An 18,395-nucleotide genomic window follows, 5' to 3' on the forward strand; every position below is an offset into this window, starting at 1 on the left:
ATGATTCACCTACGTTCATGATTCTTTGTAAGAAGCAATCATATCTTTCAAATCATCCGCTTCGTTCCTTGTTTTCAAATCAAAAAACAAAACCGTATAACCGACCATCATAAACAAAGTCGTAATGATGGAAGCAAGGTCTGTCAGCACACGACCGAGAAGACTGCCTCCTAAGAGAAGGACTGAGACCCCTTCCATGACAGACGTAAGCAAGATGGTAATGATGAAAAAGACGACGAACAACCCGAAGGTCGACCAGAAGCGCCCTTTCGTCATCTGCCAACTTTTTGAAAAGCCAGGGGCTACTTTTTGGAAGACGATCGCTCCAAAGAACATGCTCAGTTTGGTCACAAAGAAAGCGACCGCAGAGAAAAACAACAGCCCCAGGATGATTGACATGATAAAACCAACCCCAAAGCCATCCCTCGCAAAACTGATGCCTCCTAAAATACCGAAAAGAAGAAAACCGATAAAGATAGAGATTCCGAATATGATTCCCATCAAGGCTGTGCTTCCAATCAGAGGCCAAAACCTTGAGAACGCTCCTTTAATCGCTTGACCCTTCGACCACGTTTCTTCCTTAAGCGCTTTGCTTGTCGCCACTATGACTGATGCCTGGGCCATTGGAAAGATAATAATGGCAAGAATAGTAGAAACAAGTAAATACAACATTTCCATACCAATGCCAAGATTTGCTGCAACAAGCTCCTGGGTGGCTGCTGCGGTATCCAGGTTGTTCAGCACCCCTTCGGCGAATCCTCCTCCTGACGGCTCGCGGAACAAACTGATCCCACTCAGTATCATGAACAAGTAATCAATTATGTAGAGCGGCGCAAAAATAATAAGTAGTGTAAGGAATAAAGGACCGAAATTTTTCTTTGATATACTGAATGTATGATCAAGGATCTCGCCAAACGTCTTCGGCTTTGTCTGTAGTTGTTCCATCATCATCCTCCTAAACAGGTATCTTGCTACTATTCTAACATTTTAACGTTTTGTTTTGACAAAAAAAGACAGACTTATCCAAAATCTAAAAAGTAGAAGAGGTGACCGTCATGCACGAAAAGGCTGGCATCTGTGCCCAATGCGGCACTACAATCTATTGCGAAAACGGGTTCTTGAACGGGGTCTTGTTGGTAGACAAAACCTTAACCTGCTTCTCCTGCGACAAACGTAAGCTTAAAAATCACGTTCAGCTTTCCCCTTATCAACACGAATGGACTGAAACATTCCAGAAAGAGAAAGAAGCCATTCTGCAAAAACTGGATGATGCAACCCTTCCCATCGAACACATCGGAAGCACTTCTGTTCCACACCTGGCCGCAAAGCCAATTATAGATATGTTATTAGGAGTGGGGGATCTGGATGAATTCACACGCTACATTCGCCCCCTTTCACAGATGGGGTACGAATATGTTCCGAAACCTGAATTAAAAACAAGACGCTTTTTCAAAAAAGAGACTGCTTCGCACAACACCATCCACCTGCACGTCTGTGAATGGAAAGGGTCGGAGTGGGAGGAAAAAATCACATTCCGTGACGCCTTACGTACCAACCAAGAATACGCAAAAGCCTACGAATCTCTAAAAAAAGAGTTGGCTGAAACTTTCAAGGAAGAACGCTCTGTCTATACAGAAAAAAAAGGTCCGTTCATCCAGTCAATTCTTGATCTTGCACATAAAAAAGGCTGAGAACCTTATTCTCAGCCTTTTTCCTTTATAACTCTTGAAAGTATTTACAAACCGTTTCGATTCCCTTAGTGAAATTCTCAAGATGAAAATGTTCATTTGGTGCATGCAGGTTTTCCGTCGGGAGGCCAAAGCCCATCAAAACGACGGGGGCGTCTAACACACGACCGAATACTTCAACGATCGGAATCGATCCACCCTCTTTCGGAAAGTGTGGCCGCACATCATACACACTTTCAAATGCATCTGCTGCTTTTTGAATATAAAGATTCCTTGAATCAATCGCGACAGGATCTGCTTTAATATACTGATGCAGGTTAACGTTCGCCCCAACTGGTCGATTTTCGTTTACATGCCGTTGAATCGCCTCAAAAACTGCCTGGGGATCCTGCTCCCCAACTAGACGGCAACTGATCTTCGCACTCGCTTCTTTTGGAACAATCGTTTTCAACCCTTCCCCTTGAAATCCTCCTGTTATTCCATTGATTTCAAGCGTCGGCCTAATACCGATTCTCTCCTGAAAAGTGAACCCTTCCTCTCCGAAAAGTTCGTCCAGTTCAAGGTCCTGCTTTGTACGTTCTTCATTGAAGGGGACTTCTGCTACTTCTTTCCTTAACGCTTCTGTTGGCTCCGGGACACCCTGATAAAAACCTTCAACGGCAATACGGCCATTTTCTTCATGCAGGGAATCCAACAACTGGACGAGGGCATGAATCGAATTTGGAACACCTCCGCCGTAGGCACCCGAATGTAAATCGGAATTGGCTGTTGTGACGGTCATTTCCATAGCCAAAGCCCCACGTAAAGATGTACAGATGGCTGGTTGTCCTTTTTCACTAAAGGACGTATCACTGATGACTACCGCATCACAAGCTAGTTGATCCGCATTTTCATTAATGAACGGACCAAGATTCGGGCTTGCAATTTCTTCTTCTCCCTCAATAACAAACTTCACATTGACCGGAAGCTCTCCCTTCTCTTTCATGAGAAGGTCGACAGCTTTGATATGGATAAATAGCTGACCTTTATCATCTGTAGCTCCACGTGCGAAAATCTTCCCGTCTCTGATCACCGGTTCAAAGGGAGGGGTTTCCCATAAATCAAGCGGATCTTCTGGCTGGACGTCATAGTGGCCGTACACAAGAACGGTCGGCTTTCCTTCTGCATGAAGCCAATCCGCATAAACAATCGGATGTCCCTCTGTTGGGATGACCTCCACATTCTCCATGCCCGCTTCTTCCAAGGCACTGGCTGTCCAATCCGCGGCCTCTTTGACATCAGCTTTATGCTTAGACAAGGACGATATGCTTGGTATGCTTAAATACTGTTTCAGTTCTTCGATAAATTGTTCTTTATGTAACTCGACTGCTTCTTTCACCTTTTGTCCTCCTTGTATTCATTTGCTTTCATTATACCGAAATTTCCTCAATGGCTGAAACACAGACAACTCTTCCATTCCACAATAGCTCACTTTTCTTGAAGACTCAGTTTCGAGATGTTTGTAAGAGTTTAGGGGCTCCGGGAAACAGTTCGCTTTCCATGGGGCGGGCGGTGAGCCTCCTCAGGCTACGCCTTCCGGGGTCTCACCTGTCCCACACGTCCCATAGGAGTCTCACCGTTTCCCTCCGCCCCTTGACCATAAGAGTGTCTCGAAACTACATCCGTGATAAGCTGCTATTATCTACAAGGAGTAGAGGGTTTTATTCATTATACCTAACACCAATGTAGTAGAGGAAACTCTTCCCTCCTACGCAGGCATGAAGCGCTATATATCGAGCTTTTAGGTCCTGAATACCCGACGTCAGGAGGTGAACATTCTCATCTTTATTCAATCATACAAGCTGATTCTTTCAGAAGTGATTTCGAGAATCTTCCATGGTAAAGGGGCGGAGGGGAATGGGGAGACTCCTGCGGGAAAAAAGTGCTTGGTGAGACCCCGCAAGGCGTTAGCCTGAGGAGGCTCACCGCGCTCCCGCGGAAAGCGAGCTATTCCCCGCAGCCCCCATCCACTCAAAAAACATCTCGAAATCGAGTCTTATAGAAACCTGCCATATACTTTAATGATTTGCTTATTCATAACCATAAATATAAAAATGACCAGCATTTGATTACTGGTCACTTTCGTTTCATCTAAATAAATTTCTATTATAGCAGGGAAATAATGAAGCTAATCACAACAATTAAACCGATGATCATTAAGATTGTACGAATCATGGATTCACCTCTTCATCTTTTCGTATTTATTCATCTTTTCCCTTATCATCACGCATTTTAAACAAACGATACGAAAAATCGTCCCTTTTACCCTTACAAGTCAAAGTTCGTATAACATGTATAAAAAATTCCGCTGCCTTAGGGAAGGCAGCGGAATTTTTATTTATATCAGTTGACGGTCCCAATGACGGTGGGCAGCAACTGCCTGTATGAACTCTTCGGTGAATCCGTCGACATCATCGCCAGACACAACCCCTCTGTGGTCAGCGAGCTTGTTATCACTCAACCACTGAACAGCATTGTGGGTAGCACCAAGCGGTTTGTAGTGCGAAAATGCTTCGTTAAGGAAATGAGAGGCGTGTTTTTTGAACGCTTCTTCCTCGTTGCTTCCTCCGATTGCATAGAGCGCGTCATATAAAACAGAATCAGTCGTTAGGAAGGTGTGATCGACTTTCAATTCTGACCGGTCATCCCCTATGACTTTTCCTTGCTTGTCGCTAATGATTTCTGTTGCGATTCCTTCTGAAGAAAGCTTCTCAAGTGCTTGATTGACGTCCTTTCCTTTGAATCCGTTGGCTAATATGACTCCTACTTTACGAGTAGAAGTTTTATGAACGGTGTTCGCCTGACTGAGTGCAGGAGAAGATTTCTTCACGTCTGATCCACCGCTTTCCGGAGGAGTGACACCAATGTTCTTAGCAAATCCTTGAGCAAGCTCTAGGCTAACATTGGAAAACATTTTGACAACCTCTTCACGGACGTATTCATTCTCTACTTTTCCAAGCTCAAAGCTGAATGCTTGAATCAAATGTTCTTTTTCATGATCACTCATACTGTTCCAGAATAATGTAGCCTGCGAAAAGTGATCTTTAAAACTATTGCTGCGGGCGCGGATTTTGTGTCCATCCACTCTTTCTTGATAATGAGTATAACCGCCTTCTTCTTCACTTGCAGGCGTTGGTGTGTTTTTAGCTAGAGCATTTTTATGATAGCTGACTTGCCCTCGATTAATTGTCTGACGTCCGTAACCGTCTCTTTGGTTATTGAAAAACGGACAGACGGGACGGTTGATTGGAAGCTCATGGAAGTTCGGTCCTCCAAGACGGATCAGTTGGGTATCTGTGTAAGAGTGCAGACGTCCTTGCAACAATGGGTCATTCGTAAAGTCGATGCCAGGAACAACGTTGCCTGGGTGATATGCCACTTGTTCATTCTCCGCAAACACGTTATCCACATTTCGGTTCAATGTCATTTTTCCAACGATTTGAACAGGAACATCTTCTTCCGGCCACAACTTCGTTGGGTCAAGAATATCGAAATCGAATTTGAACTCATCCTCTTCAGGAATTACTTGAATTCCAAGCTCATACTCAGGATAATCACCATTTTCAATAGAATTATAAAGATCTCCTCTATGGAAATCCGGGTCTTTACCATTAATTTTTTGAGCTTCATCCCACACAAGAGAGTGCGTACCAAGAACAGGCTTCCAATGGAATTTGACGAAGTGCGCTTTTCCTTCTTTGTTTACTAGCCGGAACGTATGAACACCAAAGCCTTCCATCATTCGGAGACTTCTAGGGATGGCACGGTCAGACATCGTCCACATGACCATGTGAGCAGACTCCTGGTTTTGTCCAACGAAGTCCCAGAACGTATCATGAGCAGAAGCCGCTTGAGGCATAGCATTATGTGGTTCAGGTTTAACTGCATGGACAAGATCAGGAAATTTGATAGCGTCTTGGATAAAAAATACAGGTATGTTATTTCCGACTAGATCATAGTTTCCTTCTTCTGTGTAAAATTTCGTTGCAAAACCTCGTGCATCACGTACAGTTTCTGCAGAACCTTTGGATCCAGCAACCGTTGAAAATCTTACAAATGTCGGCGTTGTTTTTGATGTATCATTCAGAAAATCAGCCTTGGTATATTTCTCAAGAGATTCATATAATTGAAATTCGCCATGCGCAGAAAAGCCTCTTGCGTGAACGATACGCTCAGGAATACGCTCATGGTCGAAGTGCGTCATTTTTTCGCGAAAATAAAAGTCTTCCATCAAAGTTGGACCACGCTCACCGGCTTTCAGTGAGAATTCATCTTCTGACACTTTAACTCCCATGTTGGTCGTCATATGTTTTCCTGAGTCATCTACCCGAAACTGATCCAACTGCTCATCTTTACTTGATCTTTTATTACTCATTGAGCTCCTCCTTGAAAACCACTCCTTAGAATGGAATGTAATAAATAAACATTACAATCTACGTACCCAACGATTCGACAGAATAAACACACCATTGTTTTTCTAAAAAAGTATTTTGTCGGAAGGTGTTCGTAAACAACGAAGAAGCTCTAATTCTTTAACGTACGTTCTTATAGTAACAATTCCGTAAAAGCTCCCTTTTCTTGAAGACTCAGTTTCGAGATGTTTGTGTGAGGATCTAGGGGCTGCGGGGAATGACTCGCTTTCCGCGGGAGCGCGGTGAGCCTCCTCGGACTGCGTCCTGTGGGGTCTCACCATGCACTTTTTTCCCGCAGGAGTCTCGCCATTCCCCTCCGCCCCTTTGCCATATAAGTATCTCGAAACTACTTCCAGAATAAGCAGCTGTCCAGCGTAATGTAAGTTCGTGAATCCAACTAAAAACAAGCAGTCCTCTGTACTTTAACGCTTGCTATGAAGCGCTTTTTTTACTGGAAAGCAGTGTTAATGGAAAATGCTCCATTTGTGTAGGTGGGTTCGTTTCTCACAATATCGAATGGGGTGGTTGGGAAGCTGCGAGACTCCCGTGGGAGAAAGGAGATCGGCGAGATCCCTTAGTGCGGCAGACCGCCCGAGGAAGCTCGCCACTCCCCCACAGGAAAGACCAGCTATAAAAAGTCAAGTTTGGAAAGTGAAACTTCATTATTCTTTATGAAGCATTCTGTCCATGCCAAATAAACCTCGTGGAAGAGGAATTTAAAAGCTTCTAGCCCTTTACTGATATGGCATTAATTTGGGCGAGGTTCGTAAGGCTTCTTATCCCTTAATATCGCAAAAATAATGTGAGTCAGCTTACGGGCTACAGCTCCCACAGCTGTTCCGTGAGCTTTCCCACGATTTCTTAGTTTCTTATAGTGCTGAGATAAAGCGGGATCTTGAAAGCTAGCGACAAATGCAGCTTGCCATATGGCACGACGGAGATATGGAGACCCTCTCTTTGATATCTTCATTTTGTTGCCTTGGAAGTTGCCTGATTGGTGTACTGAAACATCTAGGCCTGCGTAGGCAACGAGTTGTTCAGGACGTTCAAAACGGTCAACGGAACCAATCTCCCCTAATATAGCTGCCGCCAGAACATCACTAATCCCTATAATTGTGGTTAAGTAGTGGTCCTGACGATTCGAAAGCTCTGTGAGCGATGTTTCTATCTCGCTGATTTGTCTGTCTAACAGGGATAGTTGTTCAAGAAGAAGGTGAATCTGCATCCGAAAAGCTTCACCACCTATGGATATTCCGAAACTTTCTTGTGCTTTTTCTTTCAATTGATCCGCCTTTTCATGAGCTCTTCTCTCGCCATATCTTCCTTTACTGGCTTGATTTAGGAGCTCAGCGAGCCTTTTTGTATCAATGGATAGAAGGTCTTCAGGTAATGGATAATGAAGGAGAACTTCGGTAGAGGATACACCGAAAATATCAGAAAACAACCGTTCATACTCCGGAAATACCTGATCCAGTAGAGAAATAATCTTTCGTTTGATATCTGAACTTTGATCTACTAAGGAGTATCGAAGTCGCTCCAAGTGCTTTAACTGAAGAAGGTCATCTTCAATAAATGGAGTAGCTGCGGGGTTATCAATTCGGATAACCTGAGCGATGAGGTATGCATCCTGTACATCTGTTTTCGTCTTTCGAATATAAAAATTGCGTAAGGCATCGGATTGTAGAGGATTGAACGAGGTCACTTTAAATCCAAGCTTATGTAAGAATGAAAACACGGATAACCAATAATGCCCTGTAGCCTCAAGTCCGCATGCGCAATTGTCTGGTGTGATCTCATGTTGATTTAAGAACTTTAGAAGTTTGTCACTCCCTGATCTGGAATTGGAGAAACGCACGGTTTTACCTATGGCTTGACCATGTTCATCAATTAACCCAGCCTCATGATTCTGTTTTCCAATATCAATACCGAGATAATTCAAGCAAATCCACCTGCCCTGTAATAATTACCAGATGAGAGAGTTCCTCCGTATCTTTACAAGTATCCAGGCTCGTTAGATATACGACAACAATGTGTCATCCAGCTTATTCGGATCATCCTGTAAAGAGGGAGGTGTCATACTTTCCTACGAAGACGTGGCTTCAAGCGAGGTGTCGACACCTCCATCTGATTGCCCTCATTATACCTTGTATGAAGATAGTGAGGTCCACCAGAAACAATCTGGTAACTATAATATACGAGCGAGTGGCTTCCCAACCACCCCTGACGCTCAACTCAGCAACGAACCCCGAAACATCTCGAAACTGAGTCTTCCACAATCCTGCCATATTGTTGAATAACTCTTTTAGTAAACGGATCATGTGTTTAAGGTGCTAAACATAAAAAGCCACCTCCGTTTCGGAGGTGGCTAAAAGGGTTCATTCTATTTATGGCAGCTGAGATGCTCCCATCATGTAGCGGTCGCATTCGCGTGCGACTTCGCGTCCTTCATTAATGGCCCAGACAATTAAGCTTTGGCCGCGACGCATGTCTCCAGCAGCGAATACGCCCTCAACGTTCGTTGTGTACTTCCCGTACTGGGCAGCAACATTTGAACGTACAGTCGTTTCGATGCCTAGTTTTTCAATAAGATCTTGTTCTGGTCCACTGAAACCAATCGCGAGCAATACAAGATCTGCTTCCCATACTTTTTCTGTACCTGGAATTTCAGTACGGACTTTGTTGCCATTTTCATCGTAAGAAAGCGCGACATCAATCGTGTGTACTTCTGTAATACGGTTGTTTTCATCTCCGACGAATTTTTTCGTCATGACCGCATAAGCACGTGGGTCTTTATTGAATGTCGCTTCCGCTTCCTTCTGGCCATACTCCACGCGGTGGATGATTGGGTACTGAGGCCAAGGGTTTACTTCGTTGTCACGTGTGGAACTTTTTTTATCGTAAATATCAAATTGAGTCAAGGTCTTACAGCCATGGCGCATTGAAGTCGCCATACAGTCCGTTCCTGTGTCCCCGCCACCAATGACGATGACATTTTTATCTTTTGCACTAATATAGTTTCCGTCTTCATGATCGGAATCAAGAAGGCTCTTCGTGTTGGAGTGTAGGAAGTCCATCGCATAGTGGATGCCTTTCAAGTTGCGTCCATCTACTTCGAGATTCCTTGGCGTTGTCGCTCCCCCACAAAGAATGACTGTGTCGTACTCTTCATTTAATCGGGATACAGGATAATCACGACCAACTTCTGTGTTCGTCATGAACTGGATGCCTTCCTCTTTCAAAATGTTTACGCGGCGTTCGACCACGGAATAAGGCAGCTTCATCTCAGGGATTCCATAAGTAAGCAATCCACCGACGCGGTCGTTTCGCTCATAAACTGTCACCCAGTGGCCTGCTTTGTTCAGCTGTGCGGCTGCTGCAAGACCTGCAGGCCCTGAACCGACAACCGCTACTTTTTTACCTGTACGATAAGCTGGAGGTTCAGGCTTCACCCAGCCTTCCTCAAAGCCTTTTTCTATGATCGATCTTTCTACACTGCGAATGGCTACCGGTGGTTCATTGATCCCTAGAACACAAGCTCCTTCACATGGTGCAGGACAGGCGAAACCAGTGAACTCCGGGAAGTTGTTCATTTCATGTTCTTTGGCAAGGGCTTCCTTCCATTTCCCCTGATATACAAGGTCGTTCCATTCAGGTATCAGGTGATAGACCGGGCAACCGCTCGTAATGCCGTTGATCTCCATTCCGGAGTGGCAAGTAGGAACGCCGCAGTCCATGCAGCGTGCCCCTTGCTTTTGTGCTTCTTCATCTGACAGGGGAAGCGTGTAATCTTCCCAATCTTTTATTCTTGTTTCAGGATCGCGCTCAGGTGTGGATTGGCGTGTGTATTCCATAAATCCAGTAGACTTACCCATCAGATCTCCCCCTTCTCCGTTATTTGACTGTTTCTACAGGTTTGTTTCGTTCTTCAAAAGCGGTCATTTCTGCGTCAAACTTCTCAAGACCACTCTCTCTCAAATTCTTAATTCGTTCCTGCATTGCCAAGTAATCTCTCGGGATGACTTTAACGAATTTAGATACATAATCGCTCCAATTAGCAAGGATACGTTGTCCTCGTGGACTGTTTGTATAGGAAACATGTTTTTCAATCATGTCATAGAGTTCTTGAATTTCATTCGCATCTGTCAACTGCTGCAGATGCACGAGTTCTTTATTACATTTTGTATCAAACGGCTGCTCAGACTCATCCAGTACGTAAGCGACTCCTCCGGACATTCCTGCCGCAAAGTTACGTCCAGTGCCCCCAAGGACGGCGACTTTCCCGCCTGTCATATATTCACATCCATGGTCTCCGACACCTTCGACAACGACGTCTGCTCCACTGTTACGGACACAGAAGCGTTCACCCGCAAGACCATTGATGTAAGCTTCTCCGGCTGAAGCGCCGTATAAAGCTACGTTTCCGATAATGGTGTTCTCTTCTGGTACGAACGATGACTTCGGTGATGGATGGACGATAATCTTACCACCAGACAATCCTTTTCCTACATAGTCATTGGAATCCCCGACAAGACGAAGGGTGACTCCTTTTGGAATAAAGGCACCAAAACTTTGACCTGCAGACCCTTTGAAGGTCAACTTGATCGTGTCTTCTGGAAGTCCTTCCGCCCCATAACGGCGTGTGATTTCACTACCAAGGATTGTACCTGTGACACGGTGGATGTTCCGGATCGATCCTGTGCCTTCCACCGGCTCACCGGTTTCAATGGCTTTCTTACAAAGCGGGATCAACTCTTCCATATCCAGCGTCTTCTCAAGCCCATGATCCTGCTTCCTCACGGCAAAACGACCATAATCTGCAGGAACATCAGGCTGGTAAAGCAAGGCTGACAAGTCAACGCCTTTGGCTTTCCAGTGGTCGATGGCTTCGTTCGTCTGCAATACGTCGGTACGACCAATCATTTCATTGATTGTACGGAATCCGAGCTCTGCCATAAGTTCACGAGCTTCTTGTGCGATGAAGCGCATAAAGTTCTCGAGGTGATCCGCTTCCCCTGTGAATTTTTTACGAAGCTCAGGGTCCTGTGTCGCTACACCAACCGGACATGTGTTCAAATGACAAACACGCATCATGACACATCCGAGGACAACGAGCGGTGCGGTTGAGAATCCGTATTCTTCCGCTCCTAACAAAGAGGCGACTACAACGTCACGACCAGTCATCATTTTTCCGTCTGTTTCAACGACGATTCGATCACGCAGTCGGTCAAGGACAAGGGTCTGGTGTGTTTCGGCAAGACCGATTTCCCATGGGAGACCGGTGTGCTTAATACTTGTTCTCGGTGCTGCACCCGTTCCTCCATCGTAACCACTGATTAACACGAGATCAGCACGACCTTTCGCTACCCCAGCAGCGATTGTACCAACACCTACGGCGGAAACGAGCTTCACACTGACGCGCGCTCTCGGATTAGCGTTTTTCAAGTTATAGATGAGCTCTGCCAAGTCTTCAATGGAATAGATGTCATGGTGCGGTGGTGGCGAGATCAATTCGACACCAGGTGTGGAACCACGAACTTCTGCTACCCATGGATACACTTTCTTACCTGGAAGGTGTCCACCTTCACCCGGCTTCGCTCCTTGTGCAACTTTGATTTGAATTTCATCGGCATTGACAAGGTAATGACTGTTAACGCCAAAACGACCGGATGCCACTTGTTTAATGGCACTACGTTTCAAATCACCGTTTTCTTCCGGTGTGAAGCGTTTTGGATCTTCTCCACCTTCACCCGAATTACTTCTGCCTCCGATACGGTTCATAGCAATGGCTAAGGCTTCGTGTGCCTCTTCACTAATCGAACCGAAAGACATCGCCCCCGTCTTGAATCGTCTGCAAATATCTTCGACAGACTCTACTTCCTCAACTGGAATCGACGGACGATCCTTGAAGGAAAGCAATCCACGCAAGGACTGTAAATTGTGTTTTTCATCAGTCAACATCTTGGAATATTGTTTAAAAAGATCATAGTCGTTTGAACGGCAGGCGTGCTGCAATGTCGCAATTGTCTGTGGGTTATACTGGTGATCTTCTCCGTTCTGGCGATACTGATATTCATCACCAGCTTCTAGTGTGCGATTCGACCCACGTGTTTCTCCGTACGCAACTTCGTGGCGCATGAGCACTTCTTTTTCGATGATATCGAGACCAATCCCTCCAAGGCGAGAAGCTGTTCGGGTGAAATACTGGTCGATCACATCTTTATGAATTCCAACGGCTTCAAAAATCTGCGCCCCACGATAACTTTGAATTGTAGAAATCCCCATCTTTGAAAGGACCTTGATGATCCCGTCCGTTGCAGAATTGATATACGTCTGCACAGCCGCTTCATGGGACTCTGCTTCAAGCAGGTCGCGTTCCATCAGATCTCTCAAGGATTCATAAGCAAGGTAAGGGTTGATTCCTTCTGCTCCATAACCGAGCAGTGTCGCAAAATGATGCACCTCACGAGCTTCTCCGGATTCGATGATCAGACTTACTTTCGTACGCGTCCCTTTACGGATCAAATGATGATGCAATCCGGATACTGCAAGCAAAGAAGGTATAGCTGCATACGCTTCACTAATTCCACGATCAGAGAGAACGATCAGCGTCGTACCATCTTCTACAGCTGCATCTGCTTCATCACACAGCCGATCAAGCGCAGTCTCCATGCCCCCTTCTTTTGCATCAAAAAGGATAGAAAGCGTACGGGCTGCGAACCCTTCCACATCCTGCTGACGGATCTGTTCAAGTTCGCGATTGGTCAAAATAGGTGTTTGCAATCGGATTTGACGGCAGCTTTCTGGTTTTGGATCGACCAGATTCCCTTCTGCTCCAATCGTCGTTTCCACCATTGTGATCAATTTTTCACGGATGGCATCAATCGGCGGGTTTGTCACCTGTGCGAACAACTGCTTGAAGTAGCTGTACAGCAATTGTGGTTTTTTAGAAAGGACGGCAAGCGGCGAATCATACCCCATCGAACCGACGGGATCTTTTTTATCGTTGACCATCGGCAGGAGAATTTTATTTAATTCTTCTGTCGTATATCCGAATGCTAGCTGCTGGTCAATCAAGTTTTCGACCGGACGGTGTTCGGTCATTGGTTCAGGCAGGTCCTCTAAATCAAACTTGTTCTCTTCGATCCACTCTTTATACGGATGCTCACGAGCAATTTGCAGTTTGATCTCATCATCAGGAATGATTTTTCCTTCTTCAAGGTCTACAAGAAGCATCTTTCCTGGCGCAAGACGATCTTTATACAAAATGTCGTCCGCGAAAATATCAAGGGCACCCACTTCAGACCCAAGGACAATCATTCCATCTTTTGTCACATAGTAACGTGCCGGACGCAATCCGTTACGGTCAAGACACGCACCGATTTGCTTTCCATTTGTATAAGCAAGAGCCGCCGGACCGTCCCACGGCTCCATTAAGCAGCTATGGTACTCATAAAAATTCTTCTTGTCCTCCTGGATCGTTTCATCATTGGACCATGGTTCAGGAACCATCATCATAGCTGTGTGAGCAAGCGAACGGCCGGACAAATATAAGAATTCAAACGCATTATCAAACATAGAAGAGTCACTACCGTTGGAATCGATGACAGGAAGGAGCTTTTGTAAGTCTTCTTCACTGAAATATTCCGAGTTGCAAAGCTCCTGGCGTGCTCTCATCCAGTTAACATTGCCTCGTAATGTATTAAACTCTCCATTGTGAATCGTGAATCGGTTCGGGTGCGAACGTTTCCAGCTCGGGAAGGTGTTCGTACTAAAGCGGGAGTGTACTAAAGCAAGGGCTGTTTTGAAATCAGGGTGATTCAGATCGATATAAAAAGAATCCAGCTGTTCAGGAATCAACATTCCTTTATAGACGATCGTGTTCGATGACAAGCTGCTGATATAGAAGTCATCGTACCCGTCTTTTCCAGCGATCTCGATTTCCGCTCGCTTACGAATGATGTACAGGCGGCGCTCCAGATCCATTTGTGTTTGGACAGTTCCAGATGGAGCAACGAAAGCCTGACGTATAAACGGTTTAGTTTTCTTCGCATCTTCCCCAACAAACGAATCGTTCACCGGAACCGTACGCCAGCCTAAAAACTCTTGTCCTTCTTCAGCGACAATACGTTCAAATGTCTTCATACACTCGGTTCTTGTTTCATGATCTTCCGGGAAGAAAATCATACCGATTCCGTATTTGCCGGCTTCAGGCAAGTATATATCTTCTTTCTCACATTGAGATTCGAAAAAATGGTGAGGTATTTGTGTCAGTATGCCAGCCCCATCTCCTGTACTGACATCAGCAGATTGTCCACCACGGTGCTCTAAATTACATAGAATAGTGATGGCATTCTCTACGATACTGTGACTCTTTGTTCCATCGATGTTGGCGATCACTCCGATTCCACAAGCTTCATGCTCATTTTCCGGATGATATAGCCCCTGCGGAACAGGATATCCGTGTTTTTGCATATTTTTTCCCCCTAGCGGACATATTCTTGTAGGTTACAGGCAAAAATTAAAAAATTCTGTCTTTTCAGTTTCTTACTAGTATAGCATGAAAGGCCTGAAGAATCACGCTCTTGACGCTTACAAACGCTGAATTTTCACGATTATGCGACAATTTAATTTCTTTAGAAACCCGAATATTAGAAGGATGTAAGCGCAACCAAGAAAACTGAAAAAATCAAAAAAATTTTTTTCTCTTATACTCGTTTTATACAAAAATAAATCTATTTTTCATTCGGAATATGCATATAAAATCTCTGGATTGTATGAACATACATGAAGGAGGATTTTGCCTGCTCCAATGCGAATAGGGCAAGTGGAGGTGTATCCATGTTTACCAATAAAACATTGAGAGAGCACGGGATCATTATAGGTTCTATGCCTATCGGAAAGCGCAATCAGATTACCGATGTTCCCGGTGTAACGATCGGCCATCATACGTTGAATAAGGACAGAATCCAGACAGGAGTTACTGCCATCCTTCCACACAGGGGCAATCTTTTTCAAAATAAAACGGTGGCATCTGCTCATGTCATTAACGGGTTCGGCAAGACGACGGGGACCATTCAGGTGGAAGAACTAGGGACACTGGAAACTCCCATTGTATTGACCAACACGTTTGGGGTTGGTGCCGCTTATGATGCTCTCGTCGCTTACACACTGGAACGAAACCCGGAAGTCGGAAGGACAACGGGTACCGTCAACCCTGTCATCGGAGAATGCAACGATATGTATATCAATGACATTAGGGAACAGGCGGTGACGAAGGAACATGTTTTACAAGCCATTGCAAATGCCGAAGCTCACTTCACAGAAGGTTGTATTGGAGCAGGGAGAGGGATGGTGTGTTATTCATTGAAGGGTGGAATCGGCTCTGCTTCAAGGAGGGTTCAGCTCAAACATGGCGACTATACCATAGGCGTTCTGACCCTTACGAATTTCGGCAAATTGAGTGATCTTCGGATTGATGGTCAACCGGTCGGGCAACAACTCAAGGAGTATATTCAGGCGGAAGAGGAAAAAGATAGAGGGTCGATCATGATTGTCGTAGCAACTGACCTCCCTGTTTCAGATCGACAATTGAAAAGGATTTGCAAACGGACCGTGACCGGATTATCGAAAACGGGATCAACGATCGGAAATGGAAGTGGCGATGTCGTCCTCGGATTTTCTACAGCTGCAACCATCCCCCATGAGAAGCCTGAAGAAACGGTCAAGCTTCAAGCTATTCATGAGGATAATATGGATGAAGCTTTTCGGGCGGCTGGGGAAGCTACGGAAGAAGCCATCCTGAATTCTTTGTTCCAAGCCTCACCGGTAATTGGGAGAGACAACCATCAAAGGCCAACATTGACAGAATTACTTGAAAAGTATCCAATCCAATGGCAGTCCATTGAAAAATAGGACACTAAGAAAGGAACCTCCCCCTCCAACGAGGGATGGTTCCTTTTTCATTACCTTTTTGTATTCGATTCAAGCAGCTTTCGTTTTGTCATCTCCATGTCGTCGGTGGTAAATGACATTAATTTCAGCGCCTACCATTAAGATGATGCCTGTAAGGAAGAACCATAACATCAGTATAATAATTCCTCCAAGACTTCCATACGTTGCTGAGTAATTACCGAAATTACTCACATAGAAAGAGAACGCGAGGGAAATCAGCTGCCAGAGCACAGCCGTAATAATCGCACCAGGTAGGATATGTTTAAAGGGAATGTTCTTATTTGGCGCAAAATGATAAAGGGCCATGAGAACGGCACCGATGACGACGATACTCAACGTCCACCGCAGGACTTGCAATAGGATAGCCGTTTGAGACGGCATGTTAATCATATCAATCAACACTTGGCCGAATACAGGCAGTACAAGCGCAACGATAATTGCCAAGATCATACCAATCGTCAATGCGATCGAAAGTAGACGTACTTTAATGAACGATCTTGTCTCTTCCACGTTGTAAGCCAAGTTTGAGGACTGTATGAACGCATTGATTCCGTTTGAAGCAGACCAAAGGGTCCCTAAGATCCCTACAGTGAGTAGCCCTCCACTTGGTTTCTCTACCACAGCTACGATATTCTCTCTAAAGACTTGGGCAGTATCACTGGGAATTACATTGCTCATGGCCTGGATCGCGGTTTCAGCGTCTATATTCAAATAGGGGAGAATCGATAGCACCAAAATTAATAGTGGAACAATTGCTAATAAGTAATAGTACGCCTGTGCTGCGCCAAGCAAGGGGATGTTATCTTTTTGAAATTCGGCTATCACATCTTTCACATAAGATATAAATTTTTTCACCACGGAATCCTCCTCATCCATCTTCTACTAGACTATCCCCTATTTTTCAGGGCCTTAACCTAGGAATGTAGAAGAATAGGAGAAATCCCTTCCCGTGCGGATGCTCTTCGTTTAGATGAGGATGGGAGATTGAGAGACTCTCGATATTTGGCAACGGTTCGGCGTGACACTTTGACATTATGCTTCTCTTTTAATTCTGTCGCCATTTTTTGATCAGATAATGCTTTTAGAGGGTCTTCGTTTTTGATCATTTCTTTTATTAACACTTTAATGGACTGAGAAGAGATTTCCTGTCCGTCAGCCGATTGATACCCCGTTACAAAAAAGCTCCTTAATTCGTATAACCCTTTAGGCGTCTGCAAGATTTTATTAGCAACGGTCCGGCTGATCGTCGATTCATGAACACCCAGTTTTTTGGCCACCTTTTTTAAAGTGAGTGGTTTCAGATCCCCACCATTCAAAAATCCTTTTTGGTGTTTAATAATCATTTCTGCCACTTTCAAAATGGTGTGTTGCCGTTGCTCTATACTTTGCAAAAGCCATCGCGCTTTTTTATAGCATCCGTCCAAATATTCATGGGCATCCTTTCCTTCTTTGTACATTCGAACCAACTGCTCATCCCACTTAATTTGACCACTGACAGAAAAAGGGTCACGAAGCACGTAGCCACCGTCTTTTTTTTCCAGTATCAAATCGGGCATTGCCGGAATATTGGTTTGTCCGTAATCCGGAAGCAATGGCCGTGGTTCTAAGGACTGGATGATTTCAAAGGATTCAACGACACACGACTCCTCCAGGTCCAACTCACAAGCTACCTTATGGAAGTTCTGAGAGGCCAGATCTTCTAAATGATTTCCGATTAATATAGAAAGTACAGAAGAATCCGGATGCTTTCTTTCTACTTGTAAGAGTAAGAATTCTTTAAAATCCAAGCATCCGACTCCCATCGGTTCAAATTGTAGTAAAAGGCGCCTCGCCCGTTTAACCGTGTTCAAAGATTGACCGATTTGCAGCGCCGCCTCTTCTTCAGATATTGTGCAAAACCCACGCTCATCTAAATTTCCAATTAAAAAGAGGAGCGTATCTTTCAATGGCTTATCAATCTTCAACCAGCCCGCTTGTTCCACCAGTCCGTCACGCCAATCTTTTTCAGCGGCGACAATCTGATCAATTGGATCGCGATAGGCTTTGGGGTGATGGTGGTTGGAAGGATGTACGCCTGGATTTTCTAACGTTAAAATGGGGTTTTCATCGACTTCTTGCTGGATATGTTCCCATAATTCAGCAGATGTCCATTGAAGCATCGTGATCGCTTGACGCATTTGTGTTGTCATTACTAAGCCTGTCGTTTGCTTATGAGTCAATTCAAGCTTCATATCCACACCTCGTTTTGATAACGCTTTCATTGTTGTTTAACACTATATATCTATTACTTATGATGGGCTAATCA

At 44.8% G+C, this 18,395-nt stretch carries 10 protein-coding genes; 2 read left to right on the top strand and 8 right to left on the bottom strand.

Annotated elements, in window-relative coordinates:
• Positions 1-15 precede the first annotated feature (15 nt).
• Positions 16-945, bottom strand: coding sequence for a hypothetical protein (locus ACXACN_RS14150; protein ID WP_474965321.1), 930 nt, complete (start codon positions 943-945; stop codon positions 16-18).
• 110 nt (positions 946-1,055) lie between these two features.
• Between ACXACN_RS14150 and ACXACN_RS14155 the strand changes: the two genes are divergently transcribed.
• A complete protein-coding gene (locus ACXACN_RS14155; RefSeq protein WP_474965322.1) occupies positions 1,056-1,691 on the top strand; it encodes a GrpB family protein in 636 nt (211 codons plus the stop codon).
• Positions 1,692-1,716: 25 nt separating this feature from the next.
• On the opposite strand, the gene ACXACN_RS14160 is transcribed toward ACXACN_RS14155, so the two are convergent.
• The 5 genes from ACXACN_RS14160 to gltB form a co-directional block, all read right to left on the bottom strand.
• Entirely contained in the window at positions 1,717-3,066 is a 1,350-nt protein-coding gene (locus ACXACN_RS14160) for a dipeptidase (protein ID WP_474965323.1), read from the bottom strand.
• A gap of 999 nt (positions 3,067-4,065) precedes the next feature.
• Positions 4,066-6,102, bottom strand: coding sequence for a catalase (locus tag ACXACN_RS14165; RefSeq protein ID WP_474965324.1), 2,037 nt, complete (start codon positions 6,100-6,102; stop codon positions 4,066-4,068).
• Between the two features lie 785 nt (positions 6,103-6,887).
• Positions 6,888-8,078: an IS110 family RNA-guided transposase gene (locus ACXACN_RS14170; protein ID WP_474965326.1), complete on the bottom strand. Its 1,191-nt coding sequence runs from the start codon at positions 8,076-8,078 to the stop codon at positions 6,888-6,890.
• A 445-nt stretch (positions 8,079-8,523) separates the two neighbouring features.
• Entirely contained in the window at positions 8,524-10,011 is a 1,488-nt protein-coding gene (locus ACXACN_RS14175) for a glutamate synthase subunit beta (RefSeq protein ID WP_474965327.1), read from the bottom strand.
• A gap of 19 nt (positions 10,012-10,030) precedes the next feature.
• Positions 10,031-14,611, bottom strand: coding sequence for a glutamate synthase large subunit (gene gltB, locus ACXACN_RS14180; protein WP_474965328.1), 4,581 nt, complete (start codon positions 14,609-14,611; stop codon positions 10,031-10,033).
• A 366-nt stretch (positions 14,612-14,977) separates the two neighbouring features.
• On the opposite strand from gltB, the gene ACXACN_RS14185 reads away from it, so the two are divergent.
• Positions 14,978-16,051, top strand: a complete 1,074-nt coding sequence (locus tag ACXACN_RS14185; RefSeq protein ID WP_474965330.1) for a DmpA family aminopeptidase — start codon at positions 14,978-14,980, stop codon at positions 16,049-16,051.
• Positions 16,052-16,120: 69 nt separating this feature from the next.
• Here ACXACN_RS14185 and ACXACN_RS14190 read toward each other — a convergent pair whose 3' ends face one another.
• The gene (locus ACXACN_RS14190) at positions 16,121-16,945 is read right to left on the bottom strand and encodes a YihY/virulence factor BrkB family protein (protein ID WP_474965331.1); all 825 of its coding nucleotides are present in this window, start codon (positions 16,943-16,945) and stop codon (positions 16,121-16,123) included.
• A 59-nt stretch (positions 16,946-17,004) separates the two neighbouring features.
• A complete protein-coding gene (gene rpoN / locus ACXACN_RS14195) occupies positions 17,005-18,321 on the bottom strand; it encodes an RNA polymerase factor sigma-54 (protein WP_474965332.1) in 1,317 nt (438 codons plus the stop codon).
• Positions 18,322-18,395 lie beyond the last annotated feature (74 nt).

It is taken from the genome of Halobacillus sp. AWM4_238, assembly GCF_056158265.1.